This is a genomic window from Pseudomonas sp. TE3786 (assembly GCF_054057335.1).
Genome location: NZ_JBSRZF010000003.1, coordinates 96,261 through 112,198, shown reverse-complemented (window position 1 = coordinate 112,198; position 15,938 = coordinate 96,261). Strand labels below are relative to the sequence as shown.

General features: G+C 60.0%; 15 protein-coding genes. 6 read left to right on the top strand and 9 right to left on the bottom strand.

All coding sequences use genetic code 11. The features are described 5' to 3' along the window. Positions 1–44: 44 nt before the first annotated feature. From cysG to ftsK, 6 genes are read right to left on the bottom strand one after another with little or no spacing between them, the layout of a single operon-like run. The gene (gene cysG / locus ACVW0Y_RS04910; protein ID WP_457436460.1) at positions 45–1,439 is read right to left on the bottom strand and encodes a siroheme synthase CysG; all 1,395 of its coding nucleotides are present in this window, start codon (positions 1,437–1,439) and stop codon (positions 45–47) included. Continuing rightward, positions 1,440–2,720 (bottom strand): serine--tRNA ligase, encoded by a 1,281-nt coding sequence (serS, locus tag ACVW0Y_RS04905; RefSeq protein WP_457436459.1) that lies wholly within the window; start codon positions 2,718–2,720, stop codon positions 1,440–1,442. It abuts the gene before it with no gap. Positions 2,721–2,735: 15 nt separating this feature from the next. Continuing rightward, a complete protein-coding gene (crcB, locus tag ACVW0Y_RS04900) occupies positions 2,736–3,110 on the bottom strand; it encodes a fluoride efflux transporter CrcB (protein WP_457436458.1) in 375 nt (124 codons plus the stop codon). Beyond that, positions 3,107–4,432, bottom strand: coding sequence for a replication-associated recombination protein A (locus tag ACVW0Y_RS04895; RefSeq protein WP_457436457.1), 1,326 nt, complete (start codon positions 4,430–4,432; stop codon positions 3,107–3,109). The genes crcB and ACVW0Y_RS04895 overlap by 4 nt, the downstream gene beginning before the upstream one ends. Before the next feature lie 31 nt (positions 4,433–4,463). Beyond that, positions 4,464–5,090, bottom strand: coding sequence for an outer membrane lipoprotein chaperone LolA (lolA, locus tag ACVW0Y_RS04890; protein ID WP_108094538.1), 627 nt, complete (start codon positions 5,088–5,090; stop codon positions 4,464–4,466). Positions 5,091–5,140: 50 nt separating this feature from the next. Continuing rightward, complete coding sequence (gene ftsK / locus ACVW0Y_RS04885; protein WP_457436455.1) at positions 5,141–7,549, bottom strand: DNA translocase FtsK; 2,409 nt, start codon at positions 7,547–7,549, stop codon at positions 5,141–5,143. Positions 7,550–7,761: 212 nt separating this feature from the next. Between ftsK and trxB the strand changes: the two genes are divergently transcribed. The 4 genes from trxB to infA all read left to right on the top strand — a co-directional run bounded on the left by trxB (position 7,762) and on the right by infA (position 10,525). Next, positions 7,762–8,709: a thioredoxin-disulfide reductase gene (trxB, locus tag ACVW0Y_RS04880; RefSeq protein ID WP_457436454.1), complete on the top strand. Its 948-nt coding sequence runs from the start codon at positions 7,762–7,764 to the stop codon at positions 8,707–8,709. Positions 8,710–8,763: 54 nt separating this feature from the next. Beyond that, the gene (gene aat, locus ACVW0Y_RS04875; protein WP_457436453.1) at positions 8,764–9,444 is read left to right on the top strand and encodes a leucyl/phenylalanyl-tRNA--protein transferase; all 681 of its coding nucleotides are present in this window, start codon (positions 8,764–8,766) and stop codon (positions 9,442–9,444) included. Positions 9,445–9,498: 54 nt separating this feature from the next. Further along, complete coding sequence (locus tag ACVW0Y_RS04870) at positions 9,499–10,206, top strand: arginyltransferase (RefSeq protein WP_457436452.1); 708 nt, start codon at positions 9,499–9,501, stop codon at positions 10,204–10,206. Positions 10,207–10,306: 100 nt separating this feature from the next. Then, positions 10,307–10,525, top strand: a complete 219-nt coding sequence (infA, locus tag ACVW0Y_RS04865) for a translation initiation factor IF-1 (RefSeq protein ID WP_002553999.1) — start codon at positions 10,307–10,309, stop codon at positions 10,523–10,525. A 94-nt stretch (positions 10,526–10,619) separates the two neighbouring features. Here infA and clpA read toward each other — a convergent pair whose 3' ends face one another. Both clpA and clpS read right to left on the bottom strand, forming a co-directional pair. After that, on the bottom strand, positions 10,620–12,890 hold the full coding sequence (gene clpA / locus ACVW0Y_RS04860; RefSeq protein ID WP_457436451.1) for an ATP-dependent Clp protease ATP-binding subunit ClpA: 2,271 nt from the start codon (positions 12,888–12,890) through the stop codon (positions 10,620–10,622). Between the two features lie 29 nt (positions 12,891–12,919). After that, complete coding sequence (gene clpS, locus ACVW0Y_RS04855) at positions 12,920–13,282, bottom strand: ATP-dependent Clp protease adapter ClpS (RefSeq protein WP_457436450.1); 363 nt, start codon at positions 13,280–13,282, stop codon at positions 12,920–12,922. A 227-nt stretch (positions 13,283–13,509) separates the two neighbouring features. Here clpS and cspD point away from each other — a divergent pair, with 227 nt between their 5' ends. Beyond that, the gene (cspD, locus tag ACVW0Y_RS04850; protein WP_457436449.1) at positions 13,510–13,776 is read left to right on the top strand and encodes a cold shock domain-containing protein CspD; all 267 of its coding nucleotides are present in this window, start codon (positions 13,510–13,512) and stop codon (positions 13,774–13,776) included. 80 nt (positions 13,777–13,856) lie between these two features. On the opposite strand, the gene icd is transcribed toward cspD, so the two are convergent. Next, a complete protein-coding gene (gene icd / locus ACVW0Y_RS04845; RefSeq protein WP_457436448.1) occupies positions 13,857–15,113 on the bottom strand; it encodes an NADP-dependent isocitrate dehydrogenase in 1,257 nt (418 codons plus the stop codon). 322 nt (positions 15,114–15,435) lie between these two features. Here icd and ACVW0Y_RS04840 point away from each other — a divergent pair, with 322 nt between their 5' ends. Next, entirely contained in the window at positions 15,436–15,876 is a 441-nt protein-coding gene (locus ACVW0Y_RS04840) for an NUDIX hydrolase (protein ID WP_457436446.1), read from the top strand. Positions 15,877–15,938: the final 62 nt, after the last annotated feature.

Genomic DNA, 15,938 nt, shown 5'->3' with positions numbered 1-15,938 from the left:
TCGTTTAAGAGCATCGCGGCTAAAGCCGCTCCTACGGGAATGCGTCAAACCTGAGACTGTGCGCCTTCGAACCACGCCAGCTTGTCGCGCAGCGTCACCACTTCTCCCACGATCACCAGCGTCGGCGCATGCACTTCATGCTCGGCCACCAACTTCGGCAGATTACCGAGGGTGCCGGTGAATACGCGCTGATTGTGGGTGGTGCCTTGCTGAATCAAGGCGGCAGGGGTGTCGCTGCTACGACCGTGAAGTACCAGTTGCTCACAGATCGACGGCAAGCCCACCAGGCCCATGTAGAACACCAGGGTCTGGCCCGGGGCAACCAGGTCCGGCCACGGCAGATCGGTGCTGCCATCTTTCAGATGCCCGGTCACGAAACGCACTGACTGCGCATAGTCCCGGTGGGTCAGCGGAATACCAGCGTAAGCCGCACAGCCGCTGGCGGCAGTGATACCTGGCACTACCTGGAAGGGAATGCCATTGGCTGCCAGCTCTTCGATCTCTTCGCCGCCACGACCAAAGATAAATGGGTCACCGCCCTTCAGGCGCAATACCCGCTTGCCTTGTTTGGCCAGGGTGACCAATTGCTCATTGAGCTGCTCCTGCGGCACCGCGTGCTCGGCGCGCTGCTTGCCGACGTAAATGCGCTCGGCATCGCGGCGGCACAGTTCGACGATGGCCGGTGCCACCAAGCGGTCGTAGAGCACTACATCGGCTTGCTGCATCAGGCGCAGCGCGCGGAAGGTCAGCAGGTCGGGATCGCCCGGCCCGGCACCGACCAGATACACCTCGCCTTTCACCTCGCCGCTTTCGCCGTCCAGACGCGCTTGCAGCAGACGCTCGGCCTCACTGCCCTGCCCGGCCAACATCCGCTCGGCCACCGGCCCCTGGAATACGTCTTCCCAGAACACCCGGCGTTGTTGCAGATCCGGAAAGCGCTCTTTGACCTGGGCGCGAAAGCGCTTGGCCAGGCCGGCCAGACTGCCGTAGGCAGCAGGAATCCAGGTTTCCAGTTTGGCGCGGATCAACCGCGCCAGAACCGGCGCATCACCGCCACTGGAGACCGCCACCAACAGCGGTGAACGATCGACAATGGCGGGAAAGATCACGCTGCACAGCGCTGGCGAGTCGACCACATTGACCGGCACGCCGCGAGCCCGGGCGTCTTGCGACACCTGGGCATTCAGCGGTTCGTCATCCGTGGCGGCGATGGCCAGCACGCAGCCATTCAGATCCGCCTCGCCGTAGCCGCGCAGCAACTGCTCGCCTCCGGTCGATGCCACCAGGGCCGCCAGCTGGCTGTCGATCTGCGGCGCAACCACTCGCAGCACGGCGCCGGTGTCGGCCACCAGCCGCGATTTGCGCAAGGCGATTTCGCCGCCGCCAACCACCAATACGCGTTGTCCGCGCAGGTTATGAAACAGCGGCAAAAATTCCATTTAACCGATGACCTCGATGCCACCCATATACGGCTTGAGCACGTCCGGCACACGGATGGAGCCGTCGGCTTGCTGGTAGTTTTCCAGCACGGCAACCAAGGTGCGGCCTACGGCCAGGCCGGAACCGTTGAGGGTATGTACCAATTCCGGCTTGCCGGTTTCCGGATTGCGCCAGCGGGCTTGCATGCGGCGGGCCTGGAAATCGCCGCAGTTGGAGCAGGACGAAATCTCGCGGAATTTATCCTGGCTCGGCACCCATACTTCGAGGTCGTAGGTTTTCACTGCGCCAAAGCCCATGTCGCCGGTGCACAGCGCCAGAACGCGGTACGGCAGACCCAGCAGTTGCAAGACTTTCTCGGCGTTGGCGGTCAGCCCTTCCAGCGCTTCGTTGGAGGTGCTTGGCTCGACGATCTGCACCATCTCGACCTTGTCGAACTGGTGCTGGCGGATCATGCCGCGGGTGTCGCGACCGGATGCACCTGCTTCACTGCGGAAGCACGGCGTGTGGGCGACGAACTTCAATGGCAGCTGCTTGGCGTCGAGAATGTCGCCGCTGACGATATTGGTCAGCGACACTTCGGCGGTTGGAATCAGGTACAGATCGGCTTCGCCGTCGCGGCTGATTTTGAACAGGTCTTCCTCGAACTTCGGCAACTGACCAGTGCCTTGCAGCGCCGGGGCTTGCACCAGATAAGGCGTGTAGGCCTCCTCGTAGCCATGCTCCCCGGTGTGCAGGTTGATCATAAACTGCGCCAGGGCGCGGTGCAGACGGGCAATCGGGCCGCGCAGAATGGCAAAGCGGGCACCGGACAGCTTGGCGGCGCGCTCGAAGTCGAGCCAGCCATGCAGCTCGCCGAGGGCCACGTGGTCCTGAATCGGGAAATCGAAAGTGGTCGGCGTGCCCCAGGCGCGCACTTCCACGTTGTCGTCTTCGTCCTTACCGACCGGTACGGATTCGTGCGGCAGGTTGGGAATGCCCAGCAGAATGCTATCCAGCTCAGCCTGAATGCCCTCCAACTGCGCTTTACCGTCGGCCAGCTCAGTGGCCATCCGGTCGACGTCGGCCATCAGCGGCGCGATATCTTCGCCACGGGCCTTGGCCTGGCCGATGGATTTCGAACGGGCGTTACGCTCGGCCTGCAACTGCTCGGTGTTGCTCTGCACGGTTTTGCGCTGCGCTTCGAGCGACTCGATGCGCGCGACATCCAGCTGATAGCCACGGGTGGCCAGACGCTCGGCAATGGCGTGCAGTTCGCTACGGATCAGTTTCGGATCAAGCATGTTCGTCTCTCATCATCAGAGTTTGGTCAGGGACAAGCCCGCCCAGGTGGCGAGCAGGCCGCCGATCACACTAAGCGCCGCATAGCCGAGGGCCAGTGGTAACTGCCCGCTTTCCAGCAGGCGCAGTGTGTCGAGGGAAAAGGAAGAAAACGTCGTCAGGCCACCAAGGAAGCCGACGATCAGACCTGCGCGCAATTCTATCGGCAGTTCCGGGCGCAGCAAAAAGAAACCGTACAACAAACCAATCAGCAGGCAGCCGACGATATTCACCAGAAAGGTGCCCAGGCTGAAATGCTGCGGCCAGTTGGCGGTAATCCAGTTGGCCGTGGCAAAACGCACCAGGGTGCCAACGGCACCGCCAACGGCTACCGCAAGAATCAGACGGATCATGGTTTTCTCCGCTGCCGGGGGCTGGCCTGGTCTTGCGCCGCCAGGTGGTTGAGCTTGTCGCGAATCTTCAGTTCCAGGCCTCGCGGCACCGGCTGGTAATACTGCCGGGGTTCCAGCGCATCGGGAAAGTAGTCTTCGCCTGCGGCGTAGGCATCCGGCTCATCGTGGGCGTAGCGGTATTCGTCGCCGTAGCCCAGCTCTTTCATCAATTTGGTCGGCGCATTGCGCAGGTGCAGCGGCACCTCTTGCGAGCCCTGTTCGGCGGCATCGCGCATCGCCATCTTGAAGGCGTTGTACACCGCGTTGCTCTTCGGTGCGCAGGCCAGGTAGACGATGGCCTGGGCCACGGCCAATTCGCCCTCAGGGCTGCCCAGACGCTCCTGCACATCCCAAGCATTCAGACACAGAGTGAGAGCTCGCGGGTCGGCGTTGCCGATGTCTTCACTGGCCATGCGTACCACGCGGCGGGCGATATACAGCGGGTCGCAGCCGCCATCGAGCATACGAGCGAACCAATACAGCGCGCCGTCGGGGCTGGAGCCACGCACCGACTTGTGCAGTGCGGAAATCTGGTCGTAAAACGCCTCGCCGCCTTTGTCGAAACGCCGACGGCTGTCGCCCAGCAGGTTCTGCAGCAGGTCGACGCTCAGCTCGCCATCATCTTCGGCGAGGTCAGCCGCGTTCTCGAGGAAGTTCAGCAGCCGGCGACCATCGCCATCGGCGGCGGCCATGAGGATTTTGAAGCTCTCCTCCGGCAGCGTCAGGTGACGATCACCCAAGCCCTTGGGGTCGGTCAGCGCGCGCTGCACCAGCTTGCGCAGCGCTTCCTCGTCGAGGCTTTTCAGCACATAGACGCGAGCGCGGGACAACAAGGCGTTGTTCAGTTCGAACGAGGGGTTTTCCGTGGTGGCACCGATAAAGATCAGCGTGCCGTCTTCCACGTAAGGCAAAAACGCATCCTGCTGCGACTTGTTGAAGCGGTGCACTTCGTCGACAAACAGGATGGTGCGGCGGCCATATTGCGCGGCGTGCTGCTGAGCCACTTCCACCGCCTGGCGAATTTCTTTGACGCCGGACAGCACGGCGGAAATGGTCTCGAAATGCGCATCGGAGACCTGCGCCAGCAAACGCGCCAAGGTGGTTTTACCCACCCCCGGCGGCCCCCAGAAGATCATCGAGTGCAGCGCGCCCTGCTCCAGCGCTTCACGCAGCGGTTTGCCGCGGGCCAGCAGGTGTTCCTGACCGACGTACTCGTCCAGGCTGGCCGCACGCAAACGGGCAGCCAGGGGTTGAGCGACGGGGGTATTGCGGAACAGGTCCATGGGCTGCAGCAGCGTCTCGTAGGGAAGCAGGTTATTCCTGGATTACATCAGCACCGGCGGGCACTTCGAAAGTGAACTGCTTGGCGTCTACCGCCGGGTTCATCTTTACGGCAAGGAACAGAATATTGGTGCGCTGGCCAACGCTGTCGATCAACTGCATATCGTTGATCACCCCCTTGCGGAACGACAGGCGCAGGTTATCGAACAAGGTGTCCTTGGCCTTCGGCTTGAGGGTGAAGTCCACCACGTCGCCGGCTTCCTTGAAACTGATATCGAAGTTCTGGCGGATTTCCGACACATCACCGGACAGCAAAAGCGCCGGAGTGTGGGTCAGGCGCTGATCGAGCTTCTGGATAGTCACCTGTTGCAGGTCCGGGTCGTACAGCCATACCTGTTGGCCGTTGGACACCAGCAGTTGCTCCTGCGGCTCATCGGTGTGCCAGCGGAACAGGCCCGGACGTTTCAACGCCAGCTCACCGGCAGTTTCCTGCAGCTGGGTGCCGCCGCCGTCGAGGGTCAGTTGGGAAAAGCGTGCCGTGATGGTCTGGGCCTGGCTGAGCAACTGGGTGAGTTTTTGCACCGCAGCTTCGTCATCGGCTTGTGCCGGGATCGCAGCAACAGCCAGGGCGGCCAGCAACAGCAAGCGGATCAGGCGCATGTAAATCCTCGTCATTGGGTCACACAAATAAAGGGGTAAACGCGGCGGCGTCAGTCGCGGATCGGCGCCGGGGCAATCACATCACGGGAGCCGTTGGTGTTCATGGCGGTGACCACACCGGCCATTTCCATGGCTTCGACCATACGCGCGGCACGGTTGTAGCCGATCTTCAGCTTGCGCTGCACCGCGGAAATCGACGCGCGACGGCTTTCGGTCACGAAACGCACGGCTTCGTCGTACAGCGGGTCGTCTTCACTGCCCTCGCTGCCTTCGCCGCCGCCACCACCGCCTTCGAAGCCGCTACCGGCCTCTTCCACACCGTTGAGGATGTCGTCGATGTAATCCGGCGCGCCACGTAGCTTCCAGGCTTCCACCACACGGTGGACCTCTTCGTCGGAAACGAAGGCACCATGCACGCGAATCGGCAAACCAGTGCCCGGCGGCAGATAAAGCATGTCACCGTGGCCCAGCAGCTGTTCGGCACCGCCCTGATCGAGGATGGTCCGCGAGTCGATCTTGCTCGACACCTGGAACGCCATACGGGTCGGGATATTGGCCTTGATCAGGCCGGTGATCACGTCCACCGATGGGCGCTGGGTGGCAAGAATCAGATGGATACCGGCGGCACGGGCTTTTTGCGCGATACGAGCGATCAGCTCTTCAACCTTTTTGCCGACGATCATCATCATGTCGGCGAATTCGTCGACGACGACCACGATGGTGGGCAGGGTTTTCAGCAGCGGCGCTTCGTCGTGAATGCTTTCGCGCTTGTACAGCGGGTCCGCAATCGGCTCGCCCGCCTCTTCGGCGTCTTTCACTTTGCGGTTGAAGCCGGCCAGGTTACGCACTCCGAGCTTGGACATCAGCTTGTAGCGGCGCTCCATCTCGGCCACGCTCCAACGCAGGGCGTTGGCCGCTTCCTTCATGTCGGTGACCACCGGGCACAGCAGGTGCGGAATACCTTCGTAGATCGACAGCTCGAGCATTTTCGGGTCGATCATGATCAGGCGTGCGTCTTCCGGGCCGGACTTGAACAGAATCGACAGGATCATGGCATTCACGCCCACCGACTTACCGGAACCGGTGGTACCGGCCACCAGCAGGTGCGGCATGCGCGCCAGGTCGGTGATCACCGGGCGGCCGCCGATGTCATGGCCCAGGGCCAGAGTGACGGGAGACTTGGCGTCGTCGTACTCGGGCGAGGACAGCACTTCGGAGAAGCGCACGATCTGCCGGTCTTCGTTGGGAATTTCGATACCAACGGTGGTCTTGCCGGGAATGACTTCAACCACCCGCACACTCATCACTGCCAGCGAACGCGCCAGGTCGCGGGCCAGGCCGGAAATGCGGCTGACCTTGATACCGGCGGCCGGCTGAATTTCGAAACGGGTGATCACCGGGCCCGGGTGCACGGACTCGACGATGACCTCGACGCCAAACTCCTTGAGCTTGATCTCCAGCAGGCGCGACATGGCCTCCAGGGATTCCGGGGAGAATTTCTTCTGTTTCTTCTCGGCCGGGTCGAGGATGGAAATCGGCGGCAAGGTGCCTTCCACCGCGCTGTCGACAAACAGGGAGACCTGTTTCTCTTTCTGCACGCGCTTGCTCGGCTCGGCGGCCTTGGGCGGTGCGGGTGGGGTAATGATCGGTGCCGGGCGGCTTTCGCGCTCGGTCATGTGTTTGCTCAGGGCGTCATCACGCTCAATGATGCGTTCTTTAACCTTGGCCTGTTCGCGGCGGTCATGTACCACTGGCGCGGCCACTTCGCTGACACGGTCATCGACTTCACGCAATTGCGCGACCAACTGCTTGCGCTCGACCCGCGAGCTCCACCAGTTGTTGATCAGGCTGTTGATCAGTTCGAAGAGGTCGAGGGTGATCTTGCCGGTGATATCCATCACCTTGAACCACGACAGGTCGCTGAACACTGTCAGGCCGAACAGGAACAGGGCAATGAACAGCAAGGTGCTGCCCTGCACGTTCAGCGCAGCAACGGCCAACTGGCCGAGGCTTTCGCCCAGGGCACCGCCGGCCGAGGCTGGCATGGTGCCGCCCGAGTGGAAATGGATATAGGCCAGCGAGGCGCCTGAGAGCACCAGAAACACCAGGCCGATCAACCGCCAGGAAAACAACCAGCCATTCCACTGCCACGGCTCATGACGATTGCGGAACACCTGCACGGTCTTGATCACCAGCAGGCCGGGAAAGAGGTAAGCGAAATAGCCGAGGGCCATAAAGAGGATGTCGGCGAACCAGGCACCGGCGCGGCCAGCGGCGTTCTGCACTTGCACCACGTTGCTGGTGTGGGTCCAGCCCGGATCATTCTGGTCGTAAGTGAGCAATGCCATCCACAGATAGAGGCACAGCGCACCGAGGGCGATCAACGCACCTTCCTTGAGTCGGTAGTGCAATTGCTGACGCCAGACTGGTGCTTGAGCGGTGGTGGTGGAATTCTTCAAAACGCGTCTTTTCCTGCGCCTGTGGCGCGCCCAACTGAACGATTGGCGGCGAAAACTCGGCCATTGTACGGATTTACCCGCGTGTTGCCACGCGCCTGTGGCGCGTTTTGCCGGGCTCTGCTGCTTCGGTGTAGCATAGCCGCCAGCATCTTTCGTGCGGCCCAATTGGAGCACGCATTCTCTTTTGTGACAAAGGCTTATGGGGTCTTTTTATGAGCGAAGTCAAGCATTCACGCCTGATCATCCTGGGCTCCGGCCCTGCCGGCTACAGCGCTGCTGTGTACGCCGCACGGGCCAACCTCAAACCTTTGGTCATTACCGGTATTCAACCCGGCGGCCAACTGACCACCACCGTTGAAGTCGACAACTGGCCCGGCGACGTCGAAGGCCTGACCGGCCCGGCCTTGATGGAGCGCATGCAGAAACACGCCGAGCGCTTCGACACCGAGATTGTCTACGACCACATCCACACCGCTGAGTTGCAGAGCAAACCTTTCACCCTCAAGGGCGACAGCGGCACCTACACCTGCGACGCCCTGATCATCGCCACCGGTGCCTCCGCTCAGTACCTCGGTCTGCCCTCGGAAGAAAAATTCGCCGGCCAGGGCGTTTCGGCCTGCGCCACTTGCGATGGTTTCTTCTACCGCAACCAGGTAGTCGCGGTTATTGGCGGCGGCAACACTGCCGTGGAAGAAGCGCTGTACCTGTCCAACATCGCCAAGGAAGTGCACCTAGTGCACCGTCGCGACAAGCTGCGCGCGGAGAAGATCCTCCAGGACAAGCTGTTCGAAAAAGCCGCCAACGGCAATATGCGCCTGCACTGGAACCAGAACCTCGACGAAGTACTGGGCGACAACAAAGGCGTGACCGGCGTGCGCCTGCGCGACAGCAATACCGGCGAGACTTCGGAGCTGGCCCTGGCTGGCGTGTTTATCGCCATCGGCCACAAGCCAAACACCGATCTATTCACTGGCCAGCTGGAAATGCGCGACGGTTACCTGCTGATCAAAGGCGGCAGCGAAGGCAATGTGACGGCCACCAATATCGAAGGCGTATTCGCTGCCGGCGACGTGGCTGACCACGTGTACCGCCAGGCGATCACTTCAGCCGGTGCCGGCTGCATGGCCGCGCTGGATGCCGAGAAATACCTGGACCTCTAAGTCCCGCTGGCGGGCCCAAGCGGCCCGCCCTCCTCTCTTCGGCCGGGCCTGACCATGCTCACTTGGCTGCAACGCACCACCCTCGAATTCCCTCCGCTAGAGAAAGCCTTGCGCGATCCCGATGGCCTGCTGGCGGCTGGCGGCGACCTGAGCGCTGAACGCCTGGTGGCGGCCTACCGGCATGGCTGCTTTCCCTGGTTTGCCGAAGGGCAACCGATTCTCTGGTGGTCGCCCGACCCACGCACCGTACTGTTTCCGGACGAACTGCATATCTCCCGCAGCCTGGCCAAGGTGATCCGCCAGGGTCGCTACCAGGTCAGCTTCGATCAGGACTTCCCTGCTGTGATCGCCGCCTGCGCGGGGCCACGCAGCTATGCCGATGGCACCTGGATCACCGATGCCATGCAGGCCGCTTATCTGAAGCTGCATCAGCAGGGCTTTGCCCATTCCGTGGAGGTGCGCGAGAACGGCAAGCTGGTCGGCGGCTTGTATGGCCTGGCGATGGGGCAGCTGTTTTTCGGCGAATCGATGTTCAGCCATGCCGACAACGCGTCCAAGGTGGGCTTTGCCACCCTGGTCGAGCATCTCAAGGCCTGGGGCTTTGTCCTGATCGACTGCCAGATGCCCACGCAACACCTGCACAGCTTCGGCGCGCGGCCCATTGCCCGCACCGATTTCGCCAACTTTCTCGCCCAACACTTGGATAAGCCGAGCACTGCGGACTGGCTCGCCTAGTCGAGTGCGGAACCCTGGCATACACTTAAGCCCAGGCTCTCAAGAGTGTTGACCATGACCGAGCTGGCGCGCCTTAAGTTCTATGCCACTCAGCCCCATCCCTGCAGCTACCTGCCCGACGAACAGGCCACCACGCTGTTCCTCGACCCCAGTCAGCCCATGGATGTAGAGGTGTATGCCGAACTTTCGGAAATGGGTTTTCGCCGCAGCGGCGACCACCTGTATCGCCCCCATTGCCAAGGCTGCACCGCTTGCGTGCCGGCACGCATTCCAGCGGCGCTGTTTCAGCCCAACCGCCAGCAACGGCGCATTCTCAAACGCAATGAAAACCTGCAAGTGCGCGCCGTGCGGCCGAACTTCAACGAAGAGTATTACGCCCTCTACGCCCGCTATATCGAACAACGCCATGCCGACGGCGATATGTACCCGCCCAACCGCGACCAGTTCACCACCTTTCTGGTGCGTGACCTGCCCTTCTCGCGCTTCTATGAGTTCCGCCTCGACGACCGTTTGGTCGCTATAGCCGTCACCGACGTGCTGCCCAACGGTCTTTCGGCGGTTTACACCTTCTACGATCCCGACGAAGAACGGCGCAGCCTCGGACGCTTCGCGATTCTCTGGCAGATCGCCGAAACCCGCCGTATAGGGCTGCACGCGGTGTATCTGGGGTACTGGATCAAGAGCTGCCGGAAGATGAATTACAAGACCCAATACCGGCCCATCGAGCTGTTCGTCAATCAACGCTGGATCACCCTCACCTGAATACCTTGGCGACAGGGCCTGTTTTCGGGCACAATGCACGCCGCTTTTGCCTGGCGCCAGTTGCACCGGGCCATTCATTGGTAACCGAGGGCTTTACTGCATGTCGAAAGAAGACAGCTTCGAAATGGAAGGCACTGTCGTCGACACCCTACCTAACACCATGTTTCGCGTGGAGTTGGAAAATGGGCACGTCGTAACCGCGCACATCTCCGGAAAGATGCGCAAGAACTACATCCGCATTCTTACCGGCGACAAAGTACGTGTTGAGTTGACGCCGTACGATCTGAGCAAGGGCCGCATCACTTACCGCGCGCGCTAAGCCAGTACGAATAAAAATGCCCAGCATCTGCTGGGCATTTTTGTTGGTGCGGTTTTAAGCCGCTGACGGCGCAAATGGCTACGCCATTTTCGCCCTACGCCATTTCCGCTGTAGTTTCGAAATCGAACGTCATCTCGCCATCGACCACATCGATGTGCACCACACCGCCATGCTCGGCCAGCTCGCCAAACAGAATCTCTTCTGCCAGCGGACGCTTGATCTTGTCCTGGATCAGACGCGCCATTGGACGTGCACCCATTTGCGTGTCGTAACCACCGGTGGCCAGCCAGTTGCGCGCTGCATCGCTGACCTCCAGCGTGACGTGCTTGTCCTCGAGCTGCGCCTGCAGCTCGGTGAGGAACTTGTCGACCACGCTTTTGATCACTTCGTGGCTCAGGCGGCCGAACTGGATAATGGTATCCAGACGGTTTCTGAACTCCGGCGTGAAGCTCTTCTTGATCACTTCCATGGCGTCGGTGGAGTGGTCTTGATGGGTAAACCCGATCGAGGCCCGCGCTGCCGTTTCGGCACCGGCGTTGGTGGTCATGATCAGAATCACGTTGCGGAAGTCCGCCTTGCGGCCGTTGTTGTCGGTCAGGGTGCCGTGGTCCATCACCTGCAGTAGCAGGTTGAAGACTTCCGGATGGGCCTTCTCGATTTCATCGAGCAGCAACACGCAGTGCGGCATCTTGGTGATGGCTTCGGTGAGCAGACCGCCCTGGTCGAAACCGACGTAGCCTGGAGGCGCACCAATCAAGCGGGAAACGGTATGGCGCTCCATGTACTCGGACATGTCGAAGCGCACCAACTCGATACCCATGGCTTTAGCCAACTGCCGCGCCGCCTCGGTTTTACCCACACCGGTAGGCCCGGCGAACAGGAACGAACCAACCGGCTTGTCCGGCGACTTGAGCCCGGCACGCGAGAGCTTGATGGCGGTGGCCAGCGAATCGATGGCGGCATCCTGACCAAACACGGTCAGCTTGAGGTCGCGCTCAAGATTACGCAGCAGCTCCTTGTCGGAGCTAGTGACGTGTTTTGGGGGAATCCGGGCGATTTTCGCCACGATATCTTCAACATGCTCAACCTCGATGCGGGCCGCGCGCTTCTCGACCGGTTGCAGGCGCTGGTAGGCCCCTGCTTCGTCGATAACGTCGATGGCCTTGTCGGGCATGTGGCGGTCGTTGATATAGCGCGAGGCGAGCTCAGCGGCGGCGCGCAGCGACTCATCGCTGTACTCCAGACCGTGATGCTGCTCGAAACGTCCTTTGAGGCCACGCAGAATGCCGATGGTGTCTTCCACCGACGGCTCGGTTACGTCCACTTTCTGGAAGCGACGAGCCAGCGCACGGTCTTTCTCGAAGATGCCGCGGAATTCCTGGAAGGTGGTCGAACCGATGCAACGAATCTCACCCGAGGACAGCATGGGCTTGAGCAGATTCGAGGCATCCATCACGCCGCCAGAGGCCGCGCCAGCTCCGATGATTGTGTGGATCTCATCGATAAACAGAATGGCGTGCGGGCGTTTGCGCAGTTCGTTGAGCAATGCTTTCAGGCGTTTCTCGAAGTCGCCGCGGTATTTGGTACCGGCCAGCAACGCGCCGAGATCCAGCGAATAGACGACGCTGTCCGCCAGCAAGTCCGGCACCTGGCCGTCGACAATGCGCTTGGCCAGGCCTTCGGCGATGGCGGTTTTGCCCACACCAGCCTCACCGACCAGCAACGGGTTGTTTTTGCGGCGACGGGCAAGAATCTGGGCCACGCGTTCGACTTCGCTTTCGCGACCTACCAACGGATCGATTCGACCCAGGCGCGCAGCCTCGTTGAGGTTGCTGGCGTAGGCGTCCAGCGGATTGCTCGACGAGGAGGATTCACCGCCCTCTTCGTCCTGCATTTCCTGATCGTTGTCGGTGTGGTCGGCGTGGCCGGGAACTTTGGAAATGCCGTGGGCGATGAAGTTGACCACATCGATACGCGCGACACTTTGTTGCTTGAGCAGGAACACCGCCTGACTTTCCTGCTCACTGAAAATCGCCACCAGCACGTTGGCACCGGTCACTTCACGCTTGCCCGAACTCTGCACATGGAACACCGCGCGTTGCAGTACCCGCTGGAAGCCCAGGGTTGGCTGGGTCTCACGCTCTTCGTCGTGCTGAGGGATCAGGGGGGTGGTGGAGTCGATGAACTCCTGCAGATCATTGCGCAGCTTGTCCAGATTCGCTCCGCAGGCACGCAGGACCGAGGCGGCAGCCTCATTGTCCAGCAAGGCCAGCAAGAGGTGCTCAACCGTCATGAACTCATGACGCTTGGTGCGGGCCTCCTTGAAGGCCAGATTGAGGGTGACTTCGAGCTCTCGATTCAACATAGCTTCACCTCATAACCAAGCAGTCGCAATTAACCGTCTTTCTCTATCTCACAGAGTAGCGGGTGTTGGCTCTCTCTCGCGTATTGGTTGACCTGCATTGCCTTGGTCTCCGCAACATCACGGGTGAACACGCCACATACTGCCCGTCCCTCTGTATGAACGGTCAGCATGATTTTGGTTGCCACTTCTCTATTCAAACTGAAGAACACTTCAAGAATTTCGACAACGAAATCCATCGGGGTGTAGTCATCGTTGAACAAAATAACCTTGTACATCGGCGGCGCCTGTAAGGCTGGCTTGGCTTCCTGCACGGCCAAGCCAGAGGCGTCATCCTCATGCGGCTCGGGATGGTCCTGATTGAATGTTAGTCGAATCTGGCTACTTACACGCATGTGGGATGAAAGGTTCGTAATTGTAGGAGTGGGACGACAGACAAGATTTTGACCGACTTCGCAGACGGTCGTGCCGTCGCCTTGACTATCAGTAAATCGGTGTTACAAACAGAGAATACCCAATCGAGGGTATCAGGGTCCGCGCGCTTACCAAAGCGGATGCTTCCAGCGCGGAGTCGTAACGGATAATACCCCAGTGGTGGGTGTATTTGCAGAGGGATATCAGCATGCTTAGCGGTAAGGTCAAGTGGTTCAACAACGCCAAGGGCTACGGATTTATCCTGGCCGACGGCCGAGATGAGGACCTGTTCGCCCACTACTCGGCTATCCAGATGGACGGTTACAAAACCCTCAAAGCAGGCCAGCCGGTCAGCTTCGACATTATTCAGGGCCCCAAGGGCCTGCACGCGGTCAACATCAGCTCGATTACCCAGACAGCCGATGCACCACCGGTGGCCGCTACGCAGCCGCAGGCAGTTACCTCTGATGCGTGATACCTAGCCTGGCTAGATTCAATACGCATAAAAAAGGCCGGTCATTAGACCGGCCTTTTTTTGTGCCTTAACGGCTCACATTACATGTGAGCAATCATGGCATCGCCGAACGCCGAGCAAGACAGCAGCTTGGCACCGTCCATCAGACGCTCGAAGTCGTAGGTAACGGTTTTGGCGGAGATCGCCCCGTTAACGCCGTCGATGATCAGATCGGCCGCTTCGGTCCAGCCCATGTGACGCAGCATCATTTCAGCGGAGAGGATCAGCGAACCTGGGTTCACCTGATCTTTACCAGCATACTTAGGCGCGGTGCCGTGGGTGGCTTCGAACATGGCGATGTTGTCGGACAGGTTAGCGCCCGGAGCAATACCGATACCACCTACTTCGGCCGCGAGGGCGTCGGAGAGGTAGTCACCGTTGAGGTTCAGGGTAGCGATGACATCGTACTCAGCCGGGCGCAGCAGGATCTGCTGGAGCATGGCGTCGGCGATGGCGTCTTTAACCACGACCTTCTTACCGGTGTTCGGGTTGGTGAATTGCATCCAAGGGCCGCCATCCAGCAGCTCGGCACCGAATTCGTTTTTGGCGATTTCGTAGCCCCAATCTTTGAAGGCACCTTCGGTGAACTTCATGATGTTGCCTTTGTGCACGATGGTCAGCGAGTCGCGGTTGTTGTCGACCACATATTGCAGTGCTTTACGCACCAGACGCTGAGTACCTTGCTTGGACACCGGCTTGACGCCGATACCGCAGTCCTGGTCGAAACGGATTTTGGTAACACCCATTTCTTCTTTCAGGAACTTGATAACTTTTTCCGCTTCCGGCGAACCGGCTTTCCACTCGATACCGGCATAAATGTCTTCCGAGTTTTCACGGAAGATGGTCATGTCGACGTCTTGCGGCTTTTTCACCGGGCTAGGTACGCCGGTGAACCAACGCACTGGGCGCAGGCAAACGTACAGATCGAGCTCCTGACGCAGGGCCACGTTCAAGGAACGGATGCCGCCACCAACTGGAGTGGTCAAAGGACCTTTGATCGATACAACGTAATCACGCACAGCTTCCAGAGTTTCCTTTGGCAGCCAGGTGTCTTGATCGTAAACCTGAGTGGCTTTCTCGCCAGCGTAAACTTCCATCCAGGAGATTTTGCGCTCGCCGCCGTAGGCTTTGTTTACGGCAGCATCAACGACTTTGATCATCACTGGGCTGATATCAACGCCAATGCCATCACCTTCGATATAAGGGATGATTGGGTTGTTCGGTACATTCAGGGACATATCGGCATTAACGGTGATTTTGTCACCGGTTGCTGGCACCTGGATCTTTTGGTATCCCATGCTGGACTCCGTTGCTTTCGTGGTCTGACATCCCGCCACACGATTGGCGCGGCGATATGGAACTTGAATTGGTCTCGGAAAGGCGGGCCATTCTTGTAGTATTTCTACAGAAAGTCACGCACTTTTCTTGAATTTGTAGGACTAAACACCCGCTGGAGGCCGCATGATTACGGCATCAAGCCTATCCCTGTAGTCAAACTACATTCGCACTACATATAGCAATATATAGTGGCGCTTTTCAGCCTAGCAGCTTGACCCGATATTGCCTTTTTTGGTGCCGGCTTGAACACCTCACCGCGCGCTGATCGCACAGGAGTTACCCATGCGCTTCACCCCTCATGTCACCGTGGCCACCATCGTCGAAGATCAGGGCCGATTTCTTCTGGTGGAAGAAACCGCTGGCGGCCGCGCTGTATTTAATCAGCCTGCCGGCCACTTGGAAGCCGACGAAAGTCTCATGCAGGCGGCTATTCGCGAAACGCTGGAAGAAACCGGCTGGGATGTGGAGCTGACCGCCGTCACCGGCATCTACCTTTATACCGCCCCCAGCAATGGCGTGACCTACCAACGCGTGTGCTTTGCCGCCAAGCCGCTGGCAGCACGGGACAATTACCAGCTCGACGACGGCATCATCGGCCCGCAATGGCTCACCCGCGAAGAGCTGGCCGCCCAGCCGGAGCGCTGGCGTAGCGAGCTGGTTCTGCGCTGCATCGATGACTACCTGCAGGGTGAGCGTTTCCCGCTGGCTCTGCTGCGAAACTGAATGGCATGAATGAGCACCGATAACCGCTGCGGCGACGGCCCTGTTAGAATCGCGTTTTTCCG